21 protein-coding genes are annotated in these 23981 nt (G+C 62.3%); 8 read left to right on the top strand and 13 right to left on the bottom strand.

The genetic code is table 11. The features are described from left to right. Positions 1–48: 48 nt before the first annotated feature. The 10 genes from trpE to HYE77_RS04690 all read right to left on the bottom strand — a co-directional run bounded on the left by trpE (position 49) and on the right by HYE77_RS04690 (position 12271). On the bottom strand, positions 49–1530 hold the full coding sequence (gene trpE, locus HYE77_RS04735; protein WP_177068483.1) for an anthranilate synthase component I: 1482 nt from the start codon (positions 1528–1530) through the stop codon (positions 49–51). Between the two features lie 68 nt (positions 1531–1598). Then, a complete protein-coding gene (locus HYE77_RS04730; RefSeq protein WP_003210964.1) occupies positions 1599–2417 on the bottom strand; it encodes a phosphoglycolate phosphatase in 819 nt (272 codons plus the stop codon). Next, entirely contained in the window at positions 2414–3088 is a 675-nt protein-coding gene (rpe, locus tag HYE77_RS04725; protein ID WP_003210966.1) for a ribulose-phosphate 3-epimerase, read from the bottom strand. Before rpe ends, HYE77_RS04730 begins: the two co-directional genes overlap by 4 nt. Positions 3089–3171: 83 nt before the next feature. Further along, positions 3172–4320 carry an iron-containing alcohol dehydrogenase gene (locus tag HYE77_RS04720; RefSeq protein ID WP_177068482.1) on the bottom strand — a complete coding sequence of 383 codons (1149 nt, stop codon included), beginning with the start codon at positions 4318–4320 and terminating at the stop codon, positions 3172–3174. A 202-nt stretch (positions 4321–4522) separates the two neighbouring features. Next, the gene (locus HYE77_RS04715) at positions 4523–5347 is read right to left on the bottom strand and encodes an ABC transporter permease (RefSeq protein WP_003210970.1); all 825 of its coding nucleotides are present in this window, start codon (positions 5345–5347) and stop codon (positions 4523–4525) included. 13 nt (positions 5348–5360) lie between these two features. Beyond that, entirely contained in the window at positions 5361–6593 is a 1233-nt protein-coding gene (locus tag HYE77_RS04710) for an ABC transporter permease (protein WP_003210972.1), read from the bottom strand. 212 nt (positions 6594–6805) lie between these two features. Continuing rightward, positions 6806–7846, bottom strand: a complete 1041-nt coding sequence (locus HYE77_RS04705) for an ABC transporter substrate-binding protein (protein ID WP_003210973.1) — start codon at positions 7844–7846, stop codon at positions 6806–6808. 43 nt (positions 7847–7889) lie between these two features. Then, positions 7890–9002: an ABC transporter ATP-binding protein gene (locus HYE77_RS04700; protein ID WP_003210974.1), complete on the bottom strand. Its 1113-nt coding sequence runs from the start codon at positions 9000–9002 to the stop codon at positions 7890–7892. A gap of 226 nt (positions 9003–9228) precedes the next feature. Continuing rightward, on the bottom strand, positions 9229–9858 hold the full coding sequence (locus tag HYE77_RS04695) for a response regulator transcription factor (protein ID WP_003210977.1): 630 nt from the start codon (positions 9856–9858) through the stop codon (positions 9229–9231). Between the two features lie 25 nt (positions 9859–9883). After that, positions 9884–12271, bottom strand: coding sequence for a PAS domain S-box protein (locus tag HYE77_RS04690; protein WP_003210979.1), 2388 nt, complete (start codon positions 12269–12271; stop codon positions 9884–9886). Between the two features lie 77 nt (positions 12272–12348). Between HYE77_RS04690 and HYE77_RS04685 the strand changes: the two genes are divergently transcribed. Continuing rightward, complete coding sequence (locus tag HYE77_RS04685) at positions 12349–13323, top strand: alpha/beta hydrolase family protein (protein WP_102604413.1); 975 nt, start codon at positions 12349–12351, stop codon at positions 13321–13323. 180 nt (positions 13324–13503) lie between these two features. On the opposite strand, the gene HYE77_RS04680 is transcribed toward HYE77_RS04685, so the two are convergent. The 3 genes from HYE77_RS04680 to HYE77_RS04670 are packed head-to-tail and all read right to left on the bottom strand — an operon-like array spanning position 13504 to position 15963. Beyond that, positions 13504–14271, bottom strand: coding sequence for a TerB family tellurite resistance protein (locus tag HYE77_RS04680; RefSeq protein ID WP_003210983.1), 768 nt, complete (start codon positions 14269–14271; stop codon positions 13504–13506). Position 14272: 1 nt separating this feature from the next. After that, positions 14273–14947: an N-acetylmuramate alpha-1-phosphate uridylyltransferase MurU gene (gene murU, locus HYE77_RS04675; RefSeq protein ID WP_177020667.1), complete on the bottom strand. Its 675-nt coding sequence runs from the start codon at positions 14945–14947 to the stop codon at positions 14273–14275. Then, positions 14944–15963, bottom strand: a complete 1020-nt coding sequence (locus tag HYE77_RS04670; protein WP_177027968.1) for an aminoglycoside phosphotransferase family protein — start codon at positions 15961–15963, stop codon at positions 14944–14946. Before HYE77_RS04670 ends, murU begins: the two co-directional genes overlap by 4 nt. Positions 15964–16093: 130 nt before the next feature. Between HYE77_RS04670 and HYE77_RS04665 the strand changes: the two genes are divergently transcribed. The 7 genes from HYE77_RS04665 (at position 16094) to glpE (ending at position 23736) form a co-directional block, all read left to right on the top strand. Further along, on the top strand, positions 16094–18904 hold the full coding sequence (locus HYE77_RS04665; RefSeq protein WP_087694723.1) for an LPS-assembly protein LptD: 2811 nt from the start codon (positions 16094–16096) through the stop codon (positions 18902–18904). Continuing rightward, the gene (locus HYE77_RS04660; RefSeq protein ID WP_003210991.1) at positions 18885–20222 is read left to right on the top strand and encodes a peptidylprolyl isomerase; all 1338 of its coding nucleotides are present in this window, start codon (positions 18885–18887) and stop codon (positions 20220–20222) included. The genes HYE77_RS04665 and HYE77_RS04660 overlap by 20 nt, the downstream gene beginning before the upstream one ends. Next, a complete protein-coding gene (gene pdxA / locus HYE77_RS04655) occupies positions 20219–21208 on the top strand; it encodes a 4-hydroxythreonine-4-phosphate dehydrogenase PdxA (protein WP_177068481.1) in 990 nt (329 codons plus the stop codon). Before HYE77_RS04660 ends, pdxA begins: the two co-directional genes overlap by 4 nt. Then, on the top strand, positions 21205–22017 hold the full coding sequence (gene rsmA, locus HYE77_RS04650) for a 16S rRNA (adenine(1518)-N(6)/adenine(1519)-N(6))-dimethyltransferase RsmA (protein WP_003210994.1): 813 nt from the start codon (positions 21205–21207) through the stop codon (positions 22015–22017). Before pdxA ends, rsmA begins: the two co-directional genes overlap by 4 nt. A 124-nt stretch (positions 22018–22141) precedes the next feature. Then, entirely contained in the window at positions 22142–22522 is a 381-nt protein-coding gene (gene apaG, locus HYE77_RS04645) for a Co2+/Mg2+ efflux protein ApaG (protein ID WP_003210996.1), read from the top strand. Beyond that, positions 22522–23373, top strand: a complete 852-nt coding sequence (locus tag HYE77_RS04640) for a symmetrical bis(5'-nucleosyl)-tetraphosphatase (protein ID WP_087694724.1) — start codon at positions 22522–22524, stop codon at positions 23371–23373. The genes apaG and HYE77_RS04640 overlap by 1 nt, the downstream gene beginning before the upstream one ends. Positions 23374–23406: 33 nt before the next feature. Further along, complete coding sequence (glpE, locus tag HYE77_RS04635; protein WP_003210998.1) at positions 23407–23736, top strand: thiosulfate sulfurtransferase GlpE; 330 nt, start codon at positions 23407–23409, stop codon at positions 23734–23736. The last annotated feature ends 245 nt before the right edge of the window (positions 23737–23981 follow it).

Raw genomic sequence — 23981 nt, 5'->3', positions numbered from 1 at the left:
CGCCTTCGCGAGCAAGCCCGCTCCCACATTTTTGATCTACGTCTGACTTCAGTCCCGCGGGGTCTGCTCGGCCAACGCCACCGCGCGGAACATCGCCCGGCGCTTGTTCAGCGTCTCTTCCCATTCCAGGGCCGGTACCGAGTCGGCCACGATCCCGCCGCCCGCCTGCACGTGCAGTTCGCCGTCCTTGATCACCGCCGTACGGATCGCGATCGCAGTGTCCATATTGCCGTTCCAGGCGAAATACCCCACCGCGCCGCCATACACACCACGCTTGACTGGCTCCAGTTCGTCGATGATTTCCATCGCGCGAATCTTCGGTGCGCCCGACAAGGTGCCCGCCGGCAGGATCGCCCGCAGTGCATCCATCGCCGTCAACCCGGCCTTCAACTCGCCGGTGACGTTGGACACGATGTGCATCACGTTGGAGTAACGCTCGATCACCATCTTCTCGGTGAGTTTCACCGAACCGATTTCCGAGACACGCCCGGTGTCGTTGCGGCCCAGGTCGATCAGCATCAAGTGCTCGGCGATTTCCTTGTCGTCGCTCAACAGGTCCTGTTCCAGCGCCAGGTCCGCCTCTTCGGTCGCACCGCGAGGGCGCGTGCCGGCAATCGGGCGTACGGTGATCAGGTTGTCTTCGACCCGCACCAGCACTTCCGGCGAACTGCCCACGACGTGGAAGTCGCCAAAGTTGAAGAAGTACATGTACGGCGTCGGGTTGAAACAGCGCAGCGCCCGGTACAAATCAATCGGCGCGGCCTTGAAGTCGATGGACATGCGTTGCGACGGCACCACCTGCATGCAGTCACCGGCAAGGATATATTCCTTGATGGTATCGACCGCACGCTCGTAGTCATCCTGGGTAAAGCTGGAGCGGAATACCGGGTCAGCCGCCGGTGGACGGCTGAGGTCCAGGCCGCGACGCGGGGTGATCGGCTGGCGCAGTTTTTCCAGCAGCGCTTCCAGGCTCGCCTGGCCTTGCTCGAACGCATCGGCCTGGGAAGGATCCGCCAACACGATAGCGTGCATCTTGCCCGCGAGGTTGTCGAACACCACCACCGCGTCGGAAACCATCAGCAGAATGTCCGGCACACCCAACGGATCGGGGTTCGGGGATTTGCCCAGGCGTTTTTCCACGTAGCGCACGCAGTCGTAGCCGAAGTAACCCACCAGGCCGCCGTTGAAGCGCGGCAGGCCGGCGATGGTCGGCACGTTGTAGCGCGCCTTGAATTCCTCGACGAAGGCCAGCGGGTCTTCCACATCGTGGCTTTCGATCTCGACGCCGTCCAGGGTGATGCTCACATGGTGATCATGTACCCGCAGCACCGTGCGGCACGGCAGGCCGATGATCGAATAACGGCCCCACTTCTCGCCGCCCTGCACCGACTCCAGCAGATAGGAGTTGGGCTCGTCGGCCAGTTTCAGGTAGATCGACAATGGCGTGTCGAAGTCGGCCAGGGTTTCGCAGGCCATGGGGATACGGTTGTAGCCGGCAGCGGCCAAACGCAGGAATTCTTCGCGGATCATGAGGTGCCTCGTGGCTTGAGGGTCTAACGGTCAGGTGTGCAAACGTGCCGCAGCGCGGCGAGGATCAGTCAGGCGCGCCAACGCCAGCGGGCCAGGGCCTTGATGACTTTCATCCAGAGTTTGCGAGTGACCACCACGATGGGATTTCCAGAAGGGGATGGAACAGCGTCGGGCAACGTTATCTCAGCGCCCGTTCCCAAGCAACCGGGGATTAACAGGCGCAGGTCATCAATCACCAGCGCCGGGGATTCTTCGGCAATCGGCCGGCCATGGTTGTAGCCGTAACTCAAGGCCACGCACTTGACCCCCGCCGCTTTCGCCGCCAGCACATCACTGCGCGAATCGCCGACAAACAGCGATTGGGACGCCGGGATATTGGCCATTTTCATCACGAAGAACAGCGCGGCCGGGTCGGGCTTCTTCTGCGGCAAGGTATCGCCACCGATGATCCAGCGGAAATACCGGCCGATCTTCATCTGGTCCAACAGCGGTGCGACGAAACGCTCCGGCTTGTTGGTGATCAGGGCCATTTCCACGCCCTGCTTGTGCAGCCATTTCAGGGTGTCGCGCACGCCGGGATAAACCACGGTCAGTTCGTGGCCGTTTTCGTAGGCCACGTTGAACAGCTCAAGCGCATGCTCGGCTTCCACATCATCGACACCCTCGGCCTCGATGTTGTTGGCCAAGGCCCGACGCACCAGCATCTGCGCGCCATTGCCGACCCACTCGCGCACCGACTCGATACCCGCCGGCTTGCGCCCCAGCTTGAGCAGCATCTGGTCCACCGCCGCGGCCAGGTCCGGCACTGAATCGATCAACGTACCGTCCAGATCGAACATCACCAGCCGTGGCAGTTTGCCGGGGAACAGTTGCTCAAAGCCACTCATGGACGCGCCAGCGCCAGTTCTGCACGCATCTTGGCGATCACTTCCTGATAGTCCGGGGCATTGAAGATTGCCGAACCGGCCACAAAGGTGTCGGCACCGGCCGCGGCGATTTCGCGGATGTTGTTGACGTTGACGCCACCGTCGATCTCCAGGCGGATATCACGGCCCGACGCATCGATCAGCGCCCGCGCTTCACGCAGTTTGTTGAGGGTGCCGGGGATGAACTTCTGCCCGCCGAAGCCCGGGTTGACGCTCATCAGCAGCACCATGTCGACTTTGTCCATCACGTACTCAAGCACGCTCAGCGGAGTGGCCGGGTTGAACACCAGGCCCGCCTTGCAACCGCCCTCGCGGATCAGTTGCAGGGTGCGGTCCACGTGCAACGTGGCTTCCGGGTGGAAGGTGATGTAGGTCGCGCCGGCTTCGATGAAGTCACCGACGATGCGGTCCACCGGGCTGACCATCAAGTGCGCATCGATAGGCGCGGTCACGCCGTATTTACGCAGGGCGGCGCAGACCATCGGACCAATGGTCAGGTTCGGCACATAGTGGTTGTCCATGACATCGAAGTGAACGAAGTCGGCACCGGCGGCCAACACCTTGTCCACTTCCTCGCCCAGGCGGGCGAAGTCGGCGGAGAGAATCGATGGAGCAATGACGAAGGGCTGCATGACGCACCTTTTTGAGCTAAATCACGATGGCGCGCATTGTATACCTCATGCTTTGCCGCGCGCACCGTGACCTCGCTCAATGGTTAGAACGCAGCCCGGTAGATTTTCTCGATATCAGCGGCGCTGAGCTTGCGCGGATTGTTGCGCATCAGCCGCTCGATCCCCGCAGCCTCTATGGCCATGGCCGGGATCGCGTCTTCGGGCACACCGAAGCTGCGCAGGCCGGACGGAATCTCGACTGCGGCACACAGTCGCGTCATCGCATCGACGGCCTGGTCGGCGGCATCCACCGCACTCAAACCCGTGATATTCACGCCCATGGCCTCGGCAATCTCCTGCATGCGCTCCACACACGCCAGCTTGTTCCAGTGCATCACGTAGGGCAGCAGCAAGGCATTGCTTACGCCGTGGGCGATGTTGAAACGCCCGCCCAACGGGTAGGCCAACGCATGCACCGCGCCCACGCCGGCATTCCCGAACGCCATCCCGGCCATCAGGCTGGCGGTGGCCATGTCGTCCCGGGCCTCAAGGTTGGCGGGGTTGGCGTAGGCCTTGGGCAACGCCTTGGCAATCAGTTTGATCGCCCCGATGGCCAGTGCATCGGTGATCGGCGAGGCATTCAGCGACAGGTAGGATTCGATGGCGTGCACCAATGCGTCCACCCCACTGGCGGCGGTGACGCTGCGGGGGCAAGTCAGGGTCATCTGCGGGCTGATCAGGGCCACGTCCGGCAGCAGGTAATCACTGACGATGCCTTTTTTCAGTTGCGCGACCTTGTCCGACAGAATCGCCACGTTGGTCACCTCCGAACCGGTGCCGGCGGTGGTGGGAATCGCGATCAGCGGCGGGCCTTTGCGCGGCACCTGGTCCACGCCGAACAGGTCGGCCAGGGCGCCATGGTAACCGGCGTAGGCCGCCACGCTCTTGGCGATGTCGATGGCACTGCCGCCGCCGACGCCGATCAGGCCGTCATGCCCGCCTTCGCGGTAGACGCGCATGCAGTCCTCGACGATGGCGATTTCCGGGTCGGGCAGCACGCGGTCGAAAATCTCGTAGGTCCGTTCGCCCAGGTGTTCCAGCGCCAGCGCCACGGTGCCGGACTTGACCAGTGCCGCATCGGTGACAATCAGCGGGTTGTCGACATCCAGCCGCGTCAGCTCGGCGGCCAGTTGCTCGATGGCGCCTGGGCCGGTGAGCAGTTTGTGGGCGATCTTGAATGAGGAAGTACTCATGTGCGCGGCCTCTTATCAGTTATGGGCTGGCACAAGACTAGCTGACTTGGGCTGGTTGTCTTGCATTCAGCTACTGAATAGACACAAACCCAATGTGGGAGCGGGCTTGCTCGCGAAGGCGGTAGGCCAGTCGATATCTCTGTTGACTGACACACCGCCTTCGCGAGCAAGCCCGCTCCCACATTTTGATCTCTGTTTGGCTTTAGACCTGGGCCGTACGCAGTTTCTCGCTGCGCCCGCGCAGCCATTCCAGGGTCAGCAACAACACCACCGAGAACGCAATCAACAAGGTGGCCGCGGCGGCAATGGTAGGGCTGAGGTTTTCACGGATGCCGCTGAACATCTGCCGTGGCAAGGTTGCCTGCTCGGGCCCGGCGAGGAACAGCGTCACCACCACTTCATCGAACGAGGTGGCAAAGGCGAACAGCGCCCCGGAGATCACCCCCGGGGCAATCAATGGCAAGGTCACCCGACGAAACGCCGTCAGCGGTGACGCGCCCAGGCTGGCCGCCGCCCGCACCAGGTTATGGTTGAACCCCTGCAAGGTCGCCGACACGGTGATGATCACAAACGGCACGCCCAGCACCGCGTGCACCACGATCAGCGAGAAGAAGCTGTTGCCCAGGCCCAGCGGCGCGAAGAACAGGTAACTGGCCACACCGATAATCACCACGGGCACTACCATCGGCGAAATCACCAGGGCCATCACCAGCGCCTTGCCGGGAAAGTGCCCCCGGGTCAGGCCAATCGCCGCCAGCGTGCCGAACACCATCGCCAGCACTGTAGCCGCCGGAGCCACGATGATGCTGTTCTTCAGGGCGCGCATCCATTCCGCCGAACCGAAGAAATCCTGGTACCAGTGCAGCGAGAAACCTTGCAGCGGGTAGACCAGGAAACTTCCACTGTTGAACGACAGCGGGATGATCACCAGCACCGGCAAGATCAGGAACAACAGGATCAGGCCGCAGAGGATCCGCAAGCTGTAGAACCAGACCCGTTCCACGGGCGACATATAAGGGCTCAGCATCGCAACGGTCTCCTTAGCTCAGGCGCAGGCGGCTGGCGCCCACCAGCCAGTTGTAGATCAAATACAGAACCACGGTGGCCAGCAGCAGCAAGCCGCCCAAGGCCGTGGCCATGCCCCAGTTGATGCTGGTGTTGGTGTAGAAGGCCACGAAGTAGCTGACCATCTGGTCGTTCGGGCTGCCCAGCAAGGCCGGGGTGATGTAGTAGCCAATCGCCAAAATGAACACCAACAAGCAGCCGGCACCAACGCCTGCGTAGGTCTGCGGGAAGTACACGCGCCAGAAGCTGGCGAATGGGTGGCAGCCCAGGGAGATTGCCGCCCGCATGTAGGTGGGCGAGATGCCTTTCATCACGCTGTAGATCGGCAAAATCATGAAGGGCAGCAGAATGTGCACCATGGAGATGTAGACCCCCAGCCGGTTGAACACCAACTCGACGGGTTTATCGATCAGCCCCATGCCCATCAGCGCGCTGTTGATCAAGCCGCCGGACTGCAGCAACACGATCCAGGCCGCCACGCGCACCAGCACCGAGGTCCAGAACGGCAGCAGCACCAGGATCATCAGCAAATTGCTTTGCCGCGCCGGCAAGTTGGCCAGCAGGTAAGCCAACGGATAGGCCAGCAGCAGGCAGCACACGGTGATGACCAGGCCCATCCAGAACGTACGGGCGAAGATATCGAGGTAGATCGCCTGGTCCGGGGTGGCCGGGGCGATTTCGCCGAGGTCGTCGATGCGGTGATCGACGGCGGCCAGCAAGTAGTATGGCGTGAGGCTGCTGGTGTTGCGCCGGATCGCCTGCCAGTACGCCGGGTCGCCCCAGCGTTCGTCGAGGTTTTCCAACGCTTCTTTATAGGAGGCAGGCGCTTCGGTGAACGGCAGCGCCCGCGCGGTTTTCGTCAGCAGGCTGCGATAGCCCGCCAGTTCCATGTTCAAGCGTTTGGAGAGGTCGCCCAGGGTCGAGTTTTTCCGGGCTTCGCCCAGGTCCTCGCTGATGGCCTGGTACACCGGCTCGCCGGGCAGGCCACGACCGTCCCAGGCCGTCACCGCCACCACCGTGCGCGGCAGGCCGCCCACCACTTCCGGGTTGCCGACGCTTTTGTAGAGCAGCGCCACAATCGGTACCAGGAACACCAGCAGCAAAAACACCACCAATGGCGCGATCAGGGCCTGGGCCTTCCAGCGGTTGAGCCGCTCGGCACGCGCCAGGCGCTGTTTCAGGGTGGGGCTGGGAATGGCGAGGGCCATGGCGAACTCCGGATCGTAAAAAAGAATGCAGACCTGTGAAGGCCCACACCTGTGGCGAGGGGGCTTGTCCCCCGTTGGGCTGCGCAGCAGCCCCAGTAAAGCCACTGTGGTTTATTAGACTGACCGCGGTGGCTGGTTTTGGGGCCGCTTCGCAGCCCAACGGGGGACAAGCCCCCTCGCCACAAAAAGCCCATCCACCCTGGGTGCGGTGGTTACTTGGCAGCCCAGGAATTGAAGCGCTGCTCCAGTTGCTCACCGTTATCCGCCCAGAAGCTCACGTCGATCTGCACCTGGTTGGCGATGTTTTCCGGGGTAGTCGGCATATCCTTCAGGATGTCCTTCGCCAGCAACGGTACCGCCTGGGTATTGGCCGGGCCGTAGGCGATGTTTTCCGAATAGGTCTTCTGCTGCTGCGGCTGCACCGAGAAGGCGATGAACTTCTTCGCCGCGTCAGCACGGTCCTTGGCCAGGCCTTTTGGAATGGCCCAGGCGTCGAAATCGTAGATCCCGCCGTTCCACACCACTTTCAAATTGCTTTCTTTCTGCACGGCAGCGATCCGGCCGTTGTAGGCAGAACTCATCACCACGTCGCCAGAAGCGAGGTACTGCGGCGGTTGGGCGCCCGCTTCCCACCACTGGATATACGGCTTGAGCTCATCGAGCTTCTTGAACGCACGGTCCTGGCCATCTTTGCCGGCCAGCACCTTGTACACATCCTTCGGCGCCACACCGTCAGCCATCAAGGCGAATTCCAGGGTGTACTTGGCGCCCTTGCGCAGGCCGCGTTTGCCCGGGAATTTCTTGGTGTCCCAGAAATCGGCCCAGCCGCCTGGCGGTGCTTTCAGTTTGTCGGCGTTGTAGGCCAGCACCGTGGACCACACGAAGAAACCCACGCCGCACGGCTGGATCGCGCCCTTCACGTAGTCGCCCGGGTTGCCGAACAGTTTCGGGTCCAGGGGCTCGAACATGTCTTCGTCACAGCCACGGGACAGTTCCGGCGACTCCACTTCCACCAGGTCCCAGGACACGCTCTTGGTGTCGACCATGGCCTTGACCTTGGCCATTTCACCGTTGTATTCACCGGCGACGATCTTGCCGTTGCCCGCGCTTTCCCACGGTGCATAGAAGGCCTTGACCTGCGCCGCCTTGTTCGCGCCACCAAAGGACACCACCGTCAAATCAGGGCCTGCCATGGCCTGTGTCGCGCCCATCAAGCTCAGAGCCAGGGCGGAATATTTCAGGGATCTCAACATTGTTGTTCTCTCCACGTGCGAGGTTGGTGAAGCAAGGGGGCGATCAATTCGCCTCTAGAAGTGGGTCGAGTGCGCGAACGTGCTCGACTTGCCAGCCAATCGGTACCACGTCGCCGACCGCCAGGGCTGTGTCCAGCTCGGCGATCGGTTGTTTCACAAAAAAATCGGTCTTGCCGCAGACTTCCAGGCGCACCCGCACGTGGTCGCCCAGGTAGATGAACTCGGCCACGCGCCCGGAGAAACGGTTGACGCAGCTTTCGCTGGAGCCATTCAGGCTGACGCGCTCGGGGCGCACCGACAGGGTCACCGGGCCGCCGACCTGGCCGACGTTCACCGCCAGCGCCTCGACCTTTTCGCCGCGCGCCAGTTCGACCACGCAGCGGTCGCCGGTGTGGCTGTGCAGGCGGCCATTGAGGCGGTTGTTCTCGCCGATGAAGTTGGCGACGAAGGTGTTTTTCGGTTCTTCGTACAAGGTGCGCGGGGCAGCGATCTGCTGGATCTCGCCCTGATGGAACACCGCCACCCGGTCGGACATGGTCAGTGCTTCGCCCTGGTCGTGGGTCACGTACACCACCGTCACGCCGAGGCGCTGGTGCAGGTGCTTGATCTCCATCTGCATGTGTTCGCGCAGTTGCTTGTCGAGGGCGCCGAGGGGTTCGTCCATCAGCACCAGCTGTGGCTCGAACACCAGCGCCCGGGCCAGGGCCACCCGCTGCTGCTGGCCACCGGAGAGTTGCGCCGGGTAGCGCTGGGCGAAGGCATCGAGCTGGACCATGCTCAGTACACGCTTGACCCGCTCGCTGATGTCGGTCTTGCTCAGGCCGCGTACAGAGAGCGGAAACGCCAGGTTCTCGGAGACGGTCATGTGCGGGAACAGCGCGTAGTTCTGGAACACCATGCCGATGTCGCGCTTGTGGGGCGGCACGTTGTTGATGGAGCGGCCGGCCAGCTGGATCTCGCCGGCGGTGGGGGTTTCAAAACCGGCGAGCATCATCAGGCTGGTGGTCTTGCCCGACCCGGACGGCCCGAGCAGGGTCAGGAACTCGCCCTTGCGAATCTCCAGGTTGAGGTCTTTGACGATCAGGTTCTCGCCGTCGTAGCTCTTCTGCACGCCACGAAAGCTGACCAGCACATCATTTGAATCCACCTCGCTCATACCCGCACCTTTTTGTTTTGGACTGCCGTGGAACAAGCGTAGTCCCAGGGCAAGGCCGCGCAAATCGGGGGCCCGGAGAGATTGGCATCAGCAGGATGGAAGGTTTGGGGTAGGGATTGCCCTACACGGATGGCGGGGATAGAACAGAGCAGTTACAAACCCCACGCTACAAGCAGCAAGACCGGGCAGCGCGGCGCTCGGCAGGTAGTCGCAAACAGGTATGCCGCTATAGGAGTTTGTGCTCCATGGCGTACTTCACCAGTTCCGCCAGGGAGGTGATATTGAGCTTTTGCATCAGGCGCGCCTTGTGGGTACTGATGGTTTTGCTGCTCAACGCCAACTGCTGGGCGATGTCGTTGACGTTGGCGCCCTGGGCCAGGCGCTCGAATACCGAGAACTCGCGCTCCGACAACAACGAGTGCAATGGGCGGGAATCGGTGAGGCCGACTTCGAAGACCATGCGGTCGGCCAGGTCCGGGTCGATGTACCGCCCGCCCGCCGCGACCTTGCGGATCGCGGTCAGCAGTAGCGCCGGGTCGCTGTCCTTGGTGGCATAGCCGGCGGCACCGACCTTCAGCGCACGGGCGGCCATTTGCGCTTCGTCGTGCATCGACAGCACCAGGATCGCCGGGGGATTGTTCAGCGCACGGATCCGCGGGATGGCTTCCAGGCCGTTGACGCCAGGCATCGAGATGTCCAGCAACACCACCTCGCAAGGCACGTGGCGCAGGGTTTCCAGCAACTGCTCGCCATTGCTCGCCTCGCCCACCACCAGCAGGTCCTTGGCCAGGCCGATCAGTTGCTTGATGCCTTCGCGAACGATGGTGTGGTCTTCAGCTACCAGTACACGGATCACTGTGGATGTCCTCTTCTTTTGGTTATCAATCCAGCGGCACCGTCACACTCAGGGTGGTCCCTTCGCCCAATGCGCTGTCCAGGCTCAACTGCCCGCCCATGATCAGCACCCGCTCGCGCATGCCCACCAGGCCAAACGATACCGGGCGCCCGGGAGCCTGGACGAAACCTGCACCGTCGTCGCTGATGGTCAGGCGCAAGTGCGCGCCCTCCACCACCAGCGTCAGCTCGACAGTATGCGCCTGGGCATGGCGCATCACATTGGTCAGTGCCTCCTGCAGGATACGGAACAGGCCGATGGCCTTGGCGTCGCTCAGCGCCGGCAGATTATCCGGCACCTGCACCAGGCACGGAATCTGCGTGCGGGCCTCGAAACGCCGGGCTTGCCATTCGATCGCCGAGGCAATCCCGGCATCGAGAATCGGCGGACGCAAGGCGGTGGCCACATCGCGTACCAGTTGGAACAGTTGGGCGATCAGGCGCTTCATGCTGTTCAGCCGCTCGTGCAGGCCGGGATCCAGTTGGGCGTAGGTCAGCTCGCACATCGAGGTCTCCAGCTTGAGCACGGTGAGCATCTGCCCCAACTCGTCGTGCACTTCCCGGGCGATGCGGGCCTTCTCTTCCTCGCGCACGGTTTCCAGGTGGGCCGACAATTCCCGCAATTGCGCGCGGGACGCGTCCAGCTCCAGCTCGATGCGTTTGCTCTCGCTGATGTCCCAGACAATTCCGTCCCAAACCACGGCGCCGTCTTCCAGGCGCCGGGTCACGGCCTTGATATCGGCCCAGCGCTGCTCGCCCAGGCGAGTCAGGATGCGGCCCTGCCAGGCCCAGTTGCTCTCGGTCTCGATGGCCTGGTCCTGGGTGCGGTGATAACTGGCGCGGTCGTCGGGATGCACCAGGCTGCGAATGCCCATGGCCGGATGGCTGAGCACTTCCGGCGCGTACCCCACCAGGCCCTCGCTGCCCTGGCTGATGTAGGCGAACTCGATCGCCTCGCTGCGCGGCAAGCGCTCCAGGCGAAACACCAGCCCCGGCACATTGGCGGCGATCCCTTGCAGCCGCGCCTCACTTTCCTGCAACGCCGCGAGGGCCCGGCGACGCTCGGTGACATCGTTGAGGTAGACCACCAGGTATTCGCCGTCGGCAAAGCGCAGGAAACTTAGGGACACATCGGCTGGCAATACGCTGCCATCGGCGCGCAGGCAATTGGTGGCAAAGCTCTGTGGCCCGTCTTCGCTGGCCCGGGCACGCTTCCACAGGTTGAGCCAGCGGTCCATGGTCAGCGTCGGGTCGAACTCGATCAGCGGGCGTTCGATCAGGGCGCCGGGGGCGTAGCCGAGCATGGTTTCCGCCGCCTGATTGGCGTAGCGCACATGGCTGTCCCAATTGACCCAGAGGATACCGACGGTGCTTTGGTCGATGGAGAACTGGGTCAGGCGCAAGGCTTCGGCACCCGCGGCGCGGGCGGCGCTTTCTTCGCGGGCGGCCAGCAGATTATGCTCCAGGCCGCGTTGCTGACGGCGCTGCCAGAACACCACGGCCAGGCTGGCGAGCAATAGCAGGCCCAGCAGCAACGTGAGGTTTTGCCAGAAGCCGGGGGACTCGGTCACCCGTGGGTATTTGGGCTGCAGCCAGCGGCTGTGCAACTGGTCCAGATCACGAGCGGGAATCGCGCGCAAGGCGCTTTGCATGATATCGGCCAGCTCGGGCCAGTCGCGCCGCGTGGCCACCCGCAGCAATTGCGGCAGGCCGATATCGCCGACCACGGCAAGGCCGGCGAACTCGGTTTCGCCCGACAACCGGCTCAATTGCGCCTCATCCACCACCGCATACCGAGCCTGCTGGCTCACCAGTAATTGCAGGGCCTGGCGCTCCATGGGCACGCCTTGCAGGTTGAGGCTCGGGTAGGTGCTGCGCAGGTAATCCGCCACTGCGCTGGGCATGCGCACGGCGACGCGGGATTGGTCGTCGAGTTTCTCCAGGTCGACTGCGGTGCTGCCATCACGAACCCCGACAATGTGCTGGGGCACCCGCATATACGGATCGGAGAACAACCACAGGCGCAGGCCGGCCGGGGTTTGCAGCAGGCCGGGGGCAAGGTCGACCTCGCCGTCACGCACCGCCGCCTCCAGTTGCTCCTGATTGGGAAAGTTGCGCCAGGTCAGTTCGATATTCAGCGCCTTGGCCAACCACTGCATCAATTCGACATTGGCCCCGGACAGCCGCTGCAAGCGCCGATCGTATTGGGCATAAGGCGCCTGTAACACCAGCCCGACCCGCAGGTCGGGATGCTGTTCGAGCCATTCGCGCTGGCCGGCATCGAGCTGCGCCTGGTGAGTGGCAGGCGCAGGCACGGCGCCCGCGATCAAGGGAAAGCATATACAGCCGATAACCAGCAGGTAGCGAAAACCCATGATCCACGTCTCATATCACTGACAAATACTGACCAACCCATTAGGCTGCCGGAATCACTTCTGGCCGGAAATCAACGATGCCACTTTCCCACCGCTCGGCACTGCCAGCATTGTGCCTGTCGCTGCTGTTTACCAGCGCCTTTTGTGTCGAGGCCGCCGACACTCCCGCTCCCGCCCCGGAAAAGCCAGTGGTGCGCCAACCCTTGCCGGAGCGCAGCCAGGAAGAAGCCAACGCCCTGGAACGACAAATCCCGCAGCAGGAACAACAACAGTTGCAGGCGGGCAGCGATTCTTTCCTGGCTTTGTGGAAGCCGGCCAACAGCGGTGAGCCTGAAGGCGTGGTGATTATCGTCCCGGGCAACGGCGAAAGTGCTGACTGGCCTCAAGCAATCGCGCCGTTGCGCAAGAAATTGCCGGACGCCTCCTGGGGCACCCTGAGCTTGTCGCTGCCGGACCTGACCCTGGACACCTTGCCACCCCGCGTCATTGAATCGCCCAAGGCGACCGTGGAGACCAGCAGCAAAGACGCCAGCACCGTCGCCAAACCCGTGGAGCAAGCCGCCAGCGCCGAAGCGGAAGGCACTGACCCGGCCGTGGTTCCCGGCACCGATGAACAAGACAAGACCGACGCCACGCGAATCTTCGCGCGCATTGACGCCGCCCTCGCCTTCGCCCAGACCCAGAATGCCCGCAGCGTCGTATTGCTCGGCCACGGCACGGGCGCCTGGTGGGCCGCGCGTTACCTGAGTGAAAAACAACCGGCGCAGGTGCAGAAATTTGTCATGGTGGCCGCGCAGACCCCGGCGGGCCGTGCCCCGGACCTGCAACAACTGGCACCGAAACTGAAGCTGGCCACGGCAGATTTTTTCTATCAGGACAACGTCCAGGCACGCAAAGCGGCCCAGGAACGTTCCCAGGCCAGCAAGCGTTTGAAGAATGACAGCTACAAGCAGGTGTCGTTGAAGGCCTTCCCCGATAACAGCCAGGCCGGACAAGAGCAGCTGTACCGGCGGATTCGCGGGTGGTTGAGCCCGCAAAATCCCGGAGACTGATCGTAAATCTCAAAAACACTGGAGAACAAAATGTGGGAGCGGGCTTGCTCGCGAATGCGGTGAGTCAGTCACTGCATCTGTTACTGATCCACCGCATTCGCGAGCAAGTCGAATCGTCGCACCGCCACTCCCACAGTTGATCCGGTTTACGCCATAAAAAAGCAGCGCCTGATAATTCTGTTAGCGAAAGTCTCGCCTTTCGCGAATCAGCGCGTAGGCGTTGTGCAGCTCGCGGGTGCGCTCGGTCGCCTCGCGCACTTGTGCGGGGCTGGCGCCACTGCCGGCAATCTTGTCCGGGTGGTGCCGGCTGAGCAGGCGCCGGTAGGCACGCTTGATCACCGCGGGCTCCGTCGTCGACGTCACCCCCAGAATCCGCAACGCCTCCTGATAAGCCCCGCCACGATTGGCCAACGGCTTGCGCTCCGGCTCATAGTCAGCCGCCAGCGCCTGGATCTGCTGGACCGTCCAACCCAGCCATTTGCCCCATTGTTCAATCAACTCGCGCTCGGCCGTACTGGCCTTGCCGTCCGCCCAGGCCATGCGCCAACAGGCACGCAGCACACCTTCCGCCGCATGGGGCTGGGCCTTGAGCACGCCCAGATAACTGCGTACCCGGTCCGAGCCGGACTTGCCACGATTGAACGCGGCAATCGCACGGCGCTGGGCCGGCTCGGCCATGTCCAGCGAGCGCATTTCCTGGCGCGCCTGCTGGATATGCCCGTCCACCACCCGGCCGTTGCTCTTGGCCAGGCGACCGAGCAACACGAACAGCAGTTCGTCATTGCGCAACGCCGGCCGGCCGCCAAGGCGCTCGCGTAACTGGGCCCAGCTTTGCAGTTCCAGGCGCCGGTCCAGCGCCTGGCCCAGCAGTGCGCCCAACATGGCCCCCGGAATGCTGGCAATGGCAAAGCCCGCCCCGGCTCCGATCAGAGTCCCTGGCCACAACATCCTAGTGCCCCGCTGTCAGCAGGGTTTCGACTTGCGCCAGACGCTCCAGCGTCCCGACATCGATCCAGCGTCCGTTCATGTGTTCCCCCGTCACCAACCCTTTCGCCATGGCGTCACGCAACAGCGGCGCCAGCTTGAAGGCACCCGCACTGCAACCCGCGAACAGCTGGGGGTGGAGTACGGAAATGCCACTGAAGGTCAGGTTATCGGCACCGGCGGCGGCATCATGAAGCGCGCCGTCCTTCAGGTAGAAATCACCACCGGACGGATGGTGCGGCGGGTTGTCGACCATCACCAGGTGGGCCAGCCCATCCAGTGGCTGGTGGAGGCTGGCGAAGTCGTAGTCGGTCCAGATGTCGCCATTGACCACCAGGAACGGTTCGTCCCCCAGCAGCGGCAAGGCCTTGAAGATCCCGCCGCCGGTCTCCAGCGGCTCGCCTTCGGCCGAGTACTGGATGCGTACGCCGTACTGCGAGCCATCGCCCAGATAGCCTTCGATCTGCTGGCCAAGCCACGCATGGTTGATGACGATCTCGGTAAAGCCCGCTTTCGCCAGCGCCTCGAGGTGGTACTCGATCAGGCGCTTGCCGCCGGCCTGGATCAGCGGCTTGGGCGTGTGCAAGGTCAGCGGGCGCATCCGCTCACCTTTGCCGGCGGCCAGGATCATGGCCTTCATACCACCACCTCGACGCGCAGGCTCGCCAACAGTTCACCCAGTTCACTCAATTCTGGCCGGTCCGCGAGCACCGCCTCTATATAAGCAAAGAAGCGCGGCACGTCCGCGAGGTAGCGCGGCTTGCCATCGCGGTGGCAGATGCGCGCAAAGATGCCGATCACCTTGAGGTGACGCTGCACGCCCATCAGGTCGCTGGCCCGCAGGAACTCCTCGAAGTCCGCCTGCACCGGGATACCCAGCGCGCCGGCGCGTTGCCAGTAACCGCGCTGCCATTCCCGCACGCGGGCCAGCGGCCAACTGAGGAAGGCGTCCTTGAACAGGCACGTGATGTCGTAGGTCACCGGGCCGTAGACCGCGTCCTGGAAGTCCAGCACGCCGGGATTCGGCTCGCTGATCATCAGGTTGCGTGGCATATAGTCGCGATGCACCAGGACCTTGGGCTGGGCCAGGGCGCTGTCGATCAGGTGTTCGCTGACGCGTTGCCACAGGCCAAGCTGCCGGGCGTCGAACTCGATGCCCAGCTCCCGGCGAACGTACCATTCAGGAAACAATTCCAGCTCCCGACGCAACAGCGCGACGTCATAACTGGGCAACGGGGCTTCCATCGGCAATTGCTGGAAAGCCAGCAATGCGTCGATGGCATCGGCGAACAATTGATCGGCATTTTTAGCCGTAATCACGTCCAGATAGGTTTTTTTCCCCAGGTCGTTAAGCAAAAGAAAGCCGCGAAGCAGATCTTGCGCATAAATTTTCGGAACATTTATTCCCGATTGACCGAGTAAATGAGCGATATCGACGAAAGGTTTGCAGTTTTCCTGGGGGGGTGGAGCGTCCATCACGACAAAACTGCGACCTCCTCCCTCCCACCGGAAGTAACGCCTGAAACTCGCGTCACTGCTGGCCGCAGTCAACGTGGCCGGGGGTACGACACCCCAGCCCTGGGTGGTAAAGAGGCCTGGCAATTGCTCATCAAGCCAGACTTTCAGCTGTTGCAAACGTAGATCTTGGTCGGGCATTACAAGGGTCTCCGACGGCGCTAGCCGTCAAGCGGGTCATGCTTTATTATCACGCATCTTTTTCAGACCATCGAGAGGCGTGCGGCCCACACCGCGGGCAGATGGCACGCAGGAAGCCCGGACTAATAAGATGGCATTGAAATCCCCCGCGTTTCGTAGAAAATTTCCGTTGCTGGTAACCGGCAGTCTGCTGGCCATGCAACCTTTCGCCACCTCATTCGTGGTCGCCGCGGAACAGTATGACTGCTCAGTCTCTGCTTCGGGTGCCTGGGATTGCGCGCCGAAAACGGCCGCAGCCCCGCTGCCACCGCGCCCGGTGCATGACGGCAGTGCCGTCAGCTCTGCCAGTGGCACGCCGCAAGGCGAGTCCGGCGGCGCCGCCGAGGCCGTGCCGCAGACCGCTCTGGTCACCGAAGCCAAGGGCCGCGGCCTGCGTTCGCGCAGCGCCGACTACAGCCACCTGGACTGGGTCCCTCGCGAGAAGCTCACCGCCGCACAACTGGCCGAAACCGGCCCGTACTGCTCCGGCGCGTACATCGAGCCGATCCGTCCTGGCATGAACGACAAGACGAACAAGAGCGACGCGCCGACCTTCATCGGCGCCAAGGTCTCTCGTTACGAGCAGGAACAACAAGTTGCTTCCCTGGCCGGTGACGTCGTCATGCGCCAGGGCAGCATGCAGGTCGAGGCCGACGAGGCCAACCTGTACCAGGCCGAGAACCGTGGCGAGCTGAACGGCAACGTCCGTCTGCGCGACAACGGTGCCCTGCTGGTGGGCGACCACGCTGAAGTCCAGCTGGACACCGGCGCCGCCAAGGTCGACAACGCCGAATACGTGATGCACAAATCGCGCATCCGCGGTAACGCCCTGTACGCCAAGCGTGCCGAGAACGCGATCATCCGTCTCAAGGACGGTACGTACACCACCTGCGAGCCGAACAGCAACGCCTGGCAGCTCAAGGGCAACAACATCACGCTCAACCCGGCCACCGGTTTCGGTACCGCGACCAACGTGACGTTGCGGGTCAAGGACATTCCGATCCTTTACACCCCGTACATCTACTTCCCGATCGACAACCGTCGTCAATCCGGCTTCCTGCCGCCGAGCTTCAGCACCGGTGGCGAGACTGGCTTCACGTTGGTTACGCCGTACTACTTCAACCTGGCGCCAAACTACGACGCCACGTTGTACCCGCAATACATGACCAAGCGCGGCCTGTTGATGGAAGGCGAATTCCGCTACCTCACCAAGTCCAGCGAAGGCCAGTTCGGCGGCGCGTACCTGAACGACGACAGCAGCGAGCGTAAAGGCCAGACCGACTACGAAAAAGATCGCTACATGATCAACTGGCAGCACAAGGGCGGGCTGGACTCGCGTGTACTGACCCAGGTCGACTACACCAACATCAGCGACCCTTATTACTTCCAGGATCTGAAGTCCTATCAGGAAGGGATCAAGAGCCAGGACTACGTGAACCAGCAAGGTTCGGTGACCTACCGCGGTGATACCTTCCAGGCGAAGCTGAACCTGCAGGCGTACCAGCTGGCAACGATCTCCCAGATCACGCCGTATGACCGCTTGCCACAGATCACCTTCAACGGCACGCTGCCGTACCATCCAGGCGGGGTGAACTTCACCTACGAGACCGAAGCCGTACGCTTTGATCGGGACTTGGAGAACGGAAGCTTCACGGATGAAAACGGGCTCGTATCGCCGCGGCTCGACACCTACGTAACCGGCCTGACCCGTGCAAACGGTACTCGCCTGAACGTTGCGCCGGCAGTCGACTACCCGATGAACTGGACCTACGGTTTTATTACGCCAAAGTTGAAGTACGTCTATACCAAGTACGATCTTGATTTGGACAGCATCGGCAAGAACCAGATTATCGCAGCGCAAGCCGCGTCAACTGCAGCCAACCCTTATGCCGGTGGCACCTTCAAAAGCTCGCAAGACCGTGCAATTCCGATTGCCAGCATCGACAGCGGCCTGTACTTCGACCGCAACACCAACTTGTTCGGCAAAGACTACCGTCAAACTCTGGAGCCTCGTGCGTACTACCTGTATGTACCGAACAAGGACCAGGGCGATATCCCGGTATTCGACAGCGGTGAGTACTCGTTCAGCTACGCGTCGCTGTTCCGTGACAACCGCTTCAGCGGTACTGACCGCATCGGCGACGAGAACAAACTGTCCCTGGGCGTGACCAGCCGCTGGATCGAAGAAAACGGCTTCGAACGCCAACGCGTCAGCATCGGCGAGGCCGTGTACTTCAAGAACCGCGAAGTTCAACTGCCGGGCATCCTGGCCGCGGACCGTGCGGACGCACAGTCTGATGTTTCGCCAATCGCCCTGGACTACGAGTTCCGCTTCAACCGTGACTGGCGCGCCACTGCCGATTACAACTGGGACCCGGAAAGCCACAGCCCACGTTCCGGCAGCGCGATGTTCCACTATCAGCCGGAAGACAACCCGAACAAGGTTATCAACGTCGGCTACCGCTATCGCAACGACCAGGTGGTGTACAACCAGCTGACCGGCAAATGGCAGTTTGGTGGCGACTACGGGCAGCCAGGCGACCCGAACTTCGTGAAGGATTACTACAAAATCCAGCAACACGACTTCTCGATGATGTGGCCGATCGTTCCGCAGTGGAACCTGATCACCCGCTGGCAGTATGACTATGCCCGCAACCGTACCCTGGAGGCCTTTGGTGGTTTCGAGTACGACAACTGCTGCTGGAAACTGCGCGTCATCAACCGTTACTGGGTTTCCAACGACGAATACAGCCAGATCGCCCCGCTGAACGAAAAGGGTGACCACGGGCTCTTCTTCCAAGTTGTCCTCAAAGGACTCGGCGGCCTGACCGGCGCCAAGGTAGAGAGCTTCCTCGACAAAGGCATTGAAGGTTATCGTGAACGTGAAGACCAAGCTTTCTGATTGTCTGCGCCCGCTGATGCTGGGCGCGCTGTTCCTGGGTACCGCCGCAGCTCACGCTGCGGTTCAACCGCTGGACAAGGTAGTGGCCATCGTCGATAACGACGTGATCATGCAGAGCCAACTGGACCAACGGGTCAAGGAAGTTCAGCAAACCATCGCCAAGCGTGGCGGCGGCGTACCACCGACCAGCGTGCTGGATCAGCAGGTGCTTGAACGCCTGATCGTTGAAAACCTGCAACTGCAGATCGGCGATCGCTCCGGTATCCGTATCAGCGACGAAGAATTGAACCAGGCTGTCGGCACCATCGCCCAGCGCAACAACATGAGTGTTGATCAGTTCCGCGCAGCCCTGGCTCACGACGGCCTGTCCTATGAGGACGCCCGTGACCAGATTCGCCGGGAAATGATCATCAGCCGTGTACGTCAGCGTCGCGTGGCCGAACGGATTCAGGTGTCCGAGCAGGAAGTGAAGAACTTCCTCGCCTCCGACCTTGGCAAGATGCAGCTTTCCGAAGAACTGCACCTGGCGAACATCCTGGTGCCTACGCCCGACAGCGCCAACGCTGAACAGCTCAATGCTGCTGCAGCGAAAACCCAGGCTATCTATGACCGTCTCAAGCAAGGTGCCGACTTTGCCCAGATGGCCATTGCCCAGTCCGGCAGCGACAACGCCCTCGAAGGCGGTGACATGGGCTGGCGTAAAGCCGCGCAACTGCCACCACCGTTCGACCGCGAGCTGAGTGCCATGGAAGTTGGTGGCATCACCCAGCCTGCCCGTACGCCAGGCGGTTTCATCATCCTCAAGTTGCTCGGCAAGCGCGGTGGCGAAGAAGCCCAGATGAAGGACGAAGTTCACGTTCGTCACATCCTGGTCAAGCCAAGCGAGATCCGTACCGAAGCCCAAACCAAGGAACTGGCCCAGAAGCTCTATGACCGCATCGAAGCGGGCGAAGACTTCGGCGAATTGGCGAAGAGCTATTCCGAAGACCCGGGTTCGGCGCTTAACGGCGGCGATCTGAACTGGATCGATCCGAAGGCACTGGTTCCAGAGTTCCAGGACGTCATGGCCAAGACCCCCCAAGGCGTGCTGTCCAAGCCGTTCAAGACCCAATACGGCTGGCATGTGCTGGAAGTCCTTGGCCGTCGCGCCACTGACAACACCACCCAGGCCCGCGAGCAGCAAGCCCTGACCGTACTGCGTAACCGCAAATACGACGAAGAGCTGCAAACCTGGTTGCGTCAGATCCGTGACGAAGCCTACGTAGAGAACAAGCTTCCTGGTGCCGACCAAACAGGCACCGACCAGGCAGCCCAGTGACACCCAAGCGTTTCGCACTGACACCCGGCGAGCCGGCCGGCATTGGTCCTGACCTGTGCCTGCTGCTCGCCTCGCACCCCCAGCCACACCCCCTGATTGCCATTACCAGCCGCGACCTGCTCATTGAGCGGGCCGCGCAGTTGGGTGTGGTTGTCGATCTGCTGCCGGTGGGCCCGGGCAACTGGCCTGATCTGCCGGCACCGGCCAACAGCCTGTACGTATGGGATACCCCGCTGGCGACCAAGGTCGTGGCCGGGCAACTGGACAAGGCCAACGCTGCCTTCGTCCTGGAAACCCTGACCCGTGCCGGCCAGGGCTGCATCGACGGGGATTTTGCCGGGATGATCACCGCCCCGGTACACAAGGGTGTGATCAACGAATCAGGCATCGCCTTTTCCGGTCATACCGAATTCCTCGCTGAGCTGACCCATACCGAACAAGTGGTGATGATGCTGGCAACGGGCGAGCTGCGGGTGGCGCTGGTGACCACTCACCTGCCCCTGCGCGAGATTGCCGACGCCATTACCCCCGAGCGACTGGAGCGTGTGACACGCATCCTGCACGCCGACCTGCAACAGAAATTCGGCATCGCCCAACCACGCATTCTGGTCTGTGGGCTCAACCCCCACGCCGGTGAAGGTGGTCACTTGGGCCATGAAGAAATCGACATCATCGAACCAACCCTGGAGCGTCTGCGCCTTGAAGGCATGGACCTGCGCGGCCCATTGCCTGCCGACACTCTGTTTACCCCCAAATATCTGGAGCACTGCGACGCAGTGCTGGCGATGTACCATGACCAGGGCCTGCCCGTGCTGAAGTACAAAGGCTTCGGCGCCGCGGTCAACGTGACACTGGGCCTGCCGATCATCCGCACCTCCGTCGACCATGGCACCGCCCTGGACCTCGCAGGCAGCGGCAAGATCGATACCGGCAGCCTGCACGTGGCCCTGGAAACCGCCTATCAGATGGCCGAGACCCGTATATGACCGAGCATTACCAACACCGGGCGCGCAAGCGTTTCGGGCAAAACTTCCTGCACGACGCTGGCGTGATTGATCGCATCCTGCGTTCCATCCATGCCAAGCCCGAAGACCGCCTGCTGGAAATCGGCCCGGGCCAGGGCGCCCTGACCCAAGGCCTGCTGAAAAGCGGCGGCCAGCTGGACGTGGTTGAGTTGGACAAGGACCTGATCCCGATCCTCAACCAGCAGTTCGCCGGCATGCCCAATTTCAACCTGCACCAGGGTGATGCGCTGAAGTTCGACTTCACCAGCCTCAATGCAGCGCCCAACAGCCTGCGAGTGGTCGGCAACCTGCCGTACAACATCTCCACCCCGCTGATTTTTCACCTGCTGAACAACGCCGGCATCATCCGCGACATGCACTTCATGCTGCAAAAGGAAGTGGTCGAGCGTCTGGCAGCGGGTCCTGGAGGCGGTGACTGGGGTCGCCTGTCGATCATGGTTCAGTACCATTGCCGCGTAGAGCACCTGTTCAACGTCGGACCTGGCGCGTTCAACCCCCCGCCGAAAGTCGACTCCGCCATCGTGCGCCTGGTGCCTCACGCGGTGTTGCCACACCCGGCCAAAGATCACAAGTTGCTGGAGCGCGTGGTGCGCGAAGCCTTCAACCAGCGCCGCAAGACCTTGCGCAATACGCTGAAGGCCTTGCTCAGCAACGCTGAAATCGAGGCCGCCGGCGTCGACGGCAGCCTGCGCCCCGAGCAGCTGGACCTGGCCGCCTTCGTGCGCCTGGCTGACCAGCTCGCCATTCAGCCTGCGCCAGTGGCTGAATAAATAGTAGGAGCCGGCTTGCCGGCGATGGCGCACTCACGATCGCCATCGCTGGCAAGCCAGCGCCTACGGGCCTAGACTGACCGGCATCCGCTGTTCCCCCGCTTTTGCTTTTAAGGCCTCTTGCATGTCCGATCCTCGTTATCAGATCGACGTCAGCGTCGTCACCCGCTTTCTGGCGGAACAATCGCAACCCGAGCAGAACCGCTTTGCGTTCGCCTACACCATCACCGTGCAAAACAACGGCGAGCTGCCTGCCAAGCTGCTGTCGCGCCACTGGGTCATCACCGACGGTGACGGCCAGGTCGAGGAAGTACGCGGCGCCGGCGTGGTCGGCCAACAACCGCTGATCGCCCCAGGCAAGAGCCACACCTACAGCAGCGGCACTGTCATGACCTCCCGCGTCGGCAACATGCAAGGCAGCTACCAGATGCTCGCCGACGACGGCAAACACTTCGACGCCATCATCGCCCCGTTCCGCCTCGCGGTGCCTGGAGCCCTGCACTGATGGCGACGTATGCCGTCGGCGACCTGCAAGGCTGCCTGGAACCGCTCGAGTGCCTGCTCGAGCGTGTGGCCTTCGACCCGGCCAAGGATCGCCTGTGGCTGGTGGGCGACCTGGTCAACCGTGGCCCGCAATCCCTGGAAACCCTGCGCTTCCTTTATGGCATGCGCGACTCCCTGGTGTGCGTACTGGGCAACCATGACCTGCACTTGCTGGCCGCCGGCAATAACATCGAGCGCCTGAAAAAGGGCGATACCCTGCGGGAAATCCTCGAAGCGCCGGATCGCACCGAGCTGCTTGACTGGCTGCGCCGGCAAAAACTCATGCACTACGACGAGAGCCGCGACACCGCCTTGGTGCATGCCGGCATTCCACCCCAGTGGACGCTGAAGAAAGCCCTCAAGTGCGCGAGTGAAGTCGAAGCAGCCCTGGCCGATGACAACCTGTACACCGCTTACCTGGATGGCATGTACGGCAACGAACCCGTTAAGTGGGACAACGAACTGACCGGCGTCGCGCGCCTGCGGGTGATCACCAACTACTTCACCCGCATGCGTTTCTGCACCGCCGAAGGCAAGCTGGACCTCAAGAGCAAGGAAGGCGCCGACACCGCCCTCCCCGGCTACAAGCCCTGGTTCGCCCACAAGGAGCGCAAGACCCGTGATACGAAGATCATCTTCGGCCACTGGGCAGCCCTGGAAGGCAAGTGTGATGAACCTGGCGTGTTCGCCCTCGACACCGGCTGCGTATGGGGCGGCGCCATGACCCTGATGAACATCGACACCGGCGAGCGCTCGAGCTGCCAGTGCGACTCCCCCGTTCCCGAACAACTGCAGGCCGCGGCAAAGCGCTGAGCCGCGCTTTCATACAGGCCAAAGGAGCCCGCCATGACTGAATTCAAACGTATCCCTCCCGAGCAAGCCCAGGCCCTGCGCGAGCAAGGCGCGGTGGTTGTAGACATCCGCGACCAGCCGACCTACATCGCCGGCCATATCAGTGGCGCCCAGCACCTGGACAACCACAACATCGCCGACTTCATCCGCGCCGCCGACCTCGACGCGCCGGTCATCGTCGCGTGCTACCACGGCAACTCCAGCCAAAGCGCCGCCGCCTACCTGGTGAGCCAGGGCTTCTCCGACGTCTATAGCCTCGACGGTGGCTTTGAGCTATGGCGTGCGACCTATCCTGCAGAAATTGCCGCAGGCGACGCGCAATAATTTTTTTCAAACCCCGCTATCCCGCGTGACGCTTGGCCTCGCGCCGTTTCTGACGAACGGCGCGGCCAAACTAATTTCGTATCGCGCCTTGACCTCCCCGATTCCGAACTATCCTTAAGCGCAGGCCATCCAAAACAGGGGAGAGCCGGTACACCGGCGTGCGGGTCATCGGTAGCGTTTCAGGGTGTTCTGGGGGGAAAACGGCCATTGGTGTCCACCAATGGCTGCCAGCATCGACTGATTGA

Origin of the sequence: Pseudomonas sp. IPO3774, assembly GCF_013386835.1 — a bacterium.
Lineage (GTDB): Bacteria > Pseudomonadota > Gammaproteobacteria > Pseudomonadales > Pseudomonadaceae > Aquipseudomonas.
Note: the sequence above shows the minus strand (reverse complement) of the source record. Positions and strands in the feature narration are given on the sequence as shown.

What these genes read in the sequence shown, in the direction of transcription:
- trpE (WP_177068483.1), bottom strand. Translation starts at nt 1,530, where the DNA reads ATGATCCGCGAAGAATTCCTGCGTTTGGCCGCTGCCGGCTACAACCGT.
- HYE77_RS04730 (WP_003210964.1), bottom strand. Translation starts at nt 2,417, where the DNA reads ATGAGTGGCTTTGAGCAACTGTTCCCCGGCAAACTGCCACGGCTGGTG.
- rpe (WP_003210966.1), bottom strand. Translation starts at nt 3,088, where the DNA reads ATGCAGCCCTTCGTCATTGCTCCATCGATTCTCTCCGCCGACTTCGCC.
- HYE77_RS04720 (WP_177068482.1), bottom strand. Translation starts at nt 4,320, where the DNA reads ATGAGTACTTCCTCATTCAAGATCGCCCACAAACTGCTCACCGGCCCA.
- HYE77_RS04715 (WP_003210970.1), bottom strand. Translation starts at nt 5,347, where the DNA reads ATGCTGAGCCCTTATATGTCGCCCGTGGAACGGGTCTGGTTCTACAGC.
- HYE77_RS04710 (WP_003210972.1), bottom strand. Translation starts at nt 6,593, where the DNA reads ATGGCCCTCGCCATTCCCAGCCCCACCCTGAAACAGCGCCTGGCGCGT.
- HYE77_RS04705 (WP_003210973.1), bottom strand. Translation starts at nt 7,846, where the DNA reads ATGTTGAGATCCCTGAAATATTCCGCCCTGGCTCTGAGCTTGATGGGC.
- HYE77_RS04700 (WP_003210974.1), bottom strand. Translation starts at nt 9,002, where the DNA reads ATGAGCGAGGTGGATTCAAATGATGTGCTGGTCAGCTTTCGTGGCGTG.
- HYE77_RS04690 (WP_003210979.1), bottom strand. Translation starts at nt 12,271, where the DNA reads ATGGGTTTTCGCTACCTGCTGGTTATCGGCTGTATATGCTTTCCCTTG.
- HYE77_RS04685 (WP_102604413.1), top strand. Translation starts at nt 12,349, where the DNA reads ATGCCACTTTCCCACCGCTCGGCACTGCCAGCATTGTGCCTGTCGCTG.
- HYE77_RS04680 (WP_003210983.1), bottom strand. Translation starts at nt 14,271, where the DNA reads ATGTTGTGGCCAGGGACTCTGATCGGAGCCGGGGCGGGCTTTGCCATT.
- murU (WP_177020667.1), bottom strand. Translation starts at nt 14,947, where the DNA reads ATGAAGGCCATGATCCTGGCCGCCGGCAAAGGTGAGCGGATGCGCCCG.
- HYE77_RS04670 (WP_177027968.1), bottom strand. Translation starts at nt 15,963, where the DNA reads ATGCCCGACCAAGATCTACGTTTGCAACAGCTGAAAGTCTGGCTTGAT.
- HYE77_RS04665 (WP_087694723.1), top strand. Translation starts at nt 16,094, where the DNA reads ATGGCATTGAAATCCCCCGCGTTTCGTAGAAAATTTCCGTTGCTGGTA.
- rsmA (WP_003210994.1), top strand. Translation starts at nt 21,205, where the DNA reads ATGACCGAGCATTACCAACACCGGGCGCGCAAGCGTTTCGGGCAAAAC.
- apaG (WP_003210996.1), top strand. Translation starts at nt 22,142, where the DNA reads ATGTCCGATCCTCGTTATCAGATCGACGTCAGCGTCGTCACCCGCTTT.
- HYE77_RS04640 (WP_087694724.1), top strand. Translation starts at nt 22,522, where the DNA reads ATGGCGACGTATGCCGTCGGCGACCTGCAAGGCTGCCTGGAACCGCTC.
- glpE (WP_003210998.1), top strand. Translation starts at nt 23,407, where the DNA reads ATGACTGAATTCAAACGTATCCCTCCCGAGCAAGCCCAGGCCCTGCGC.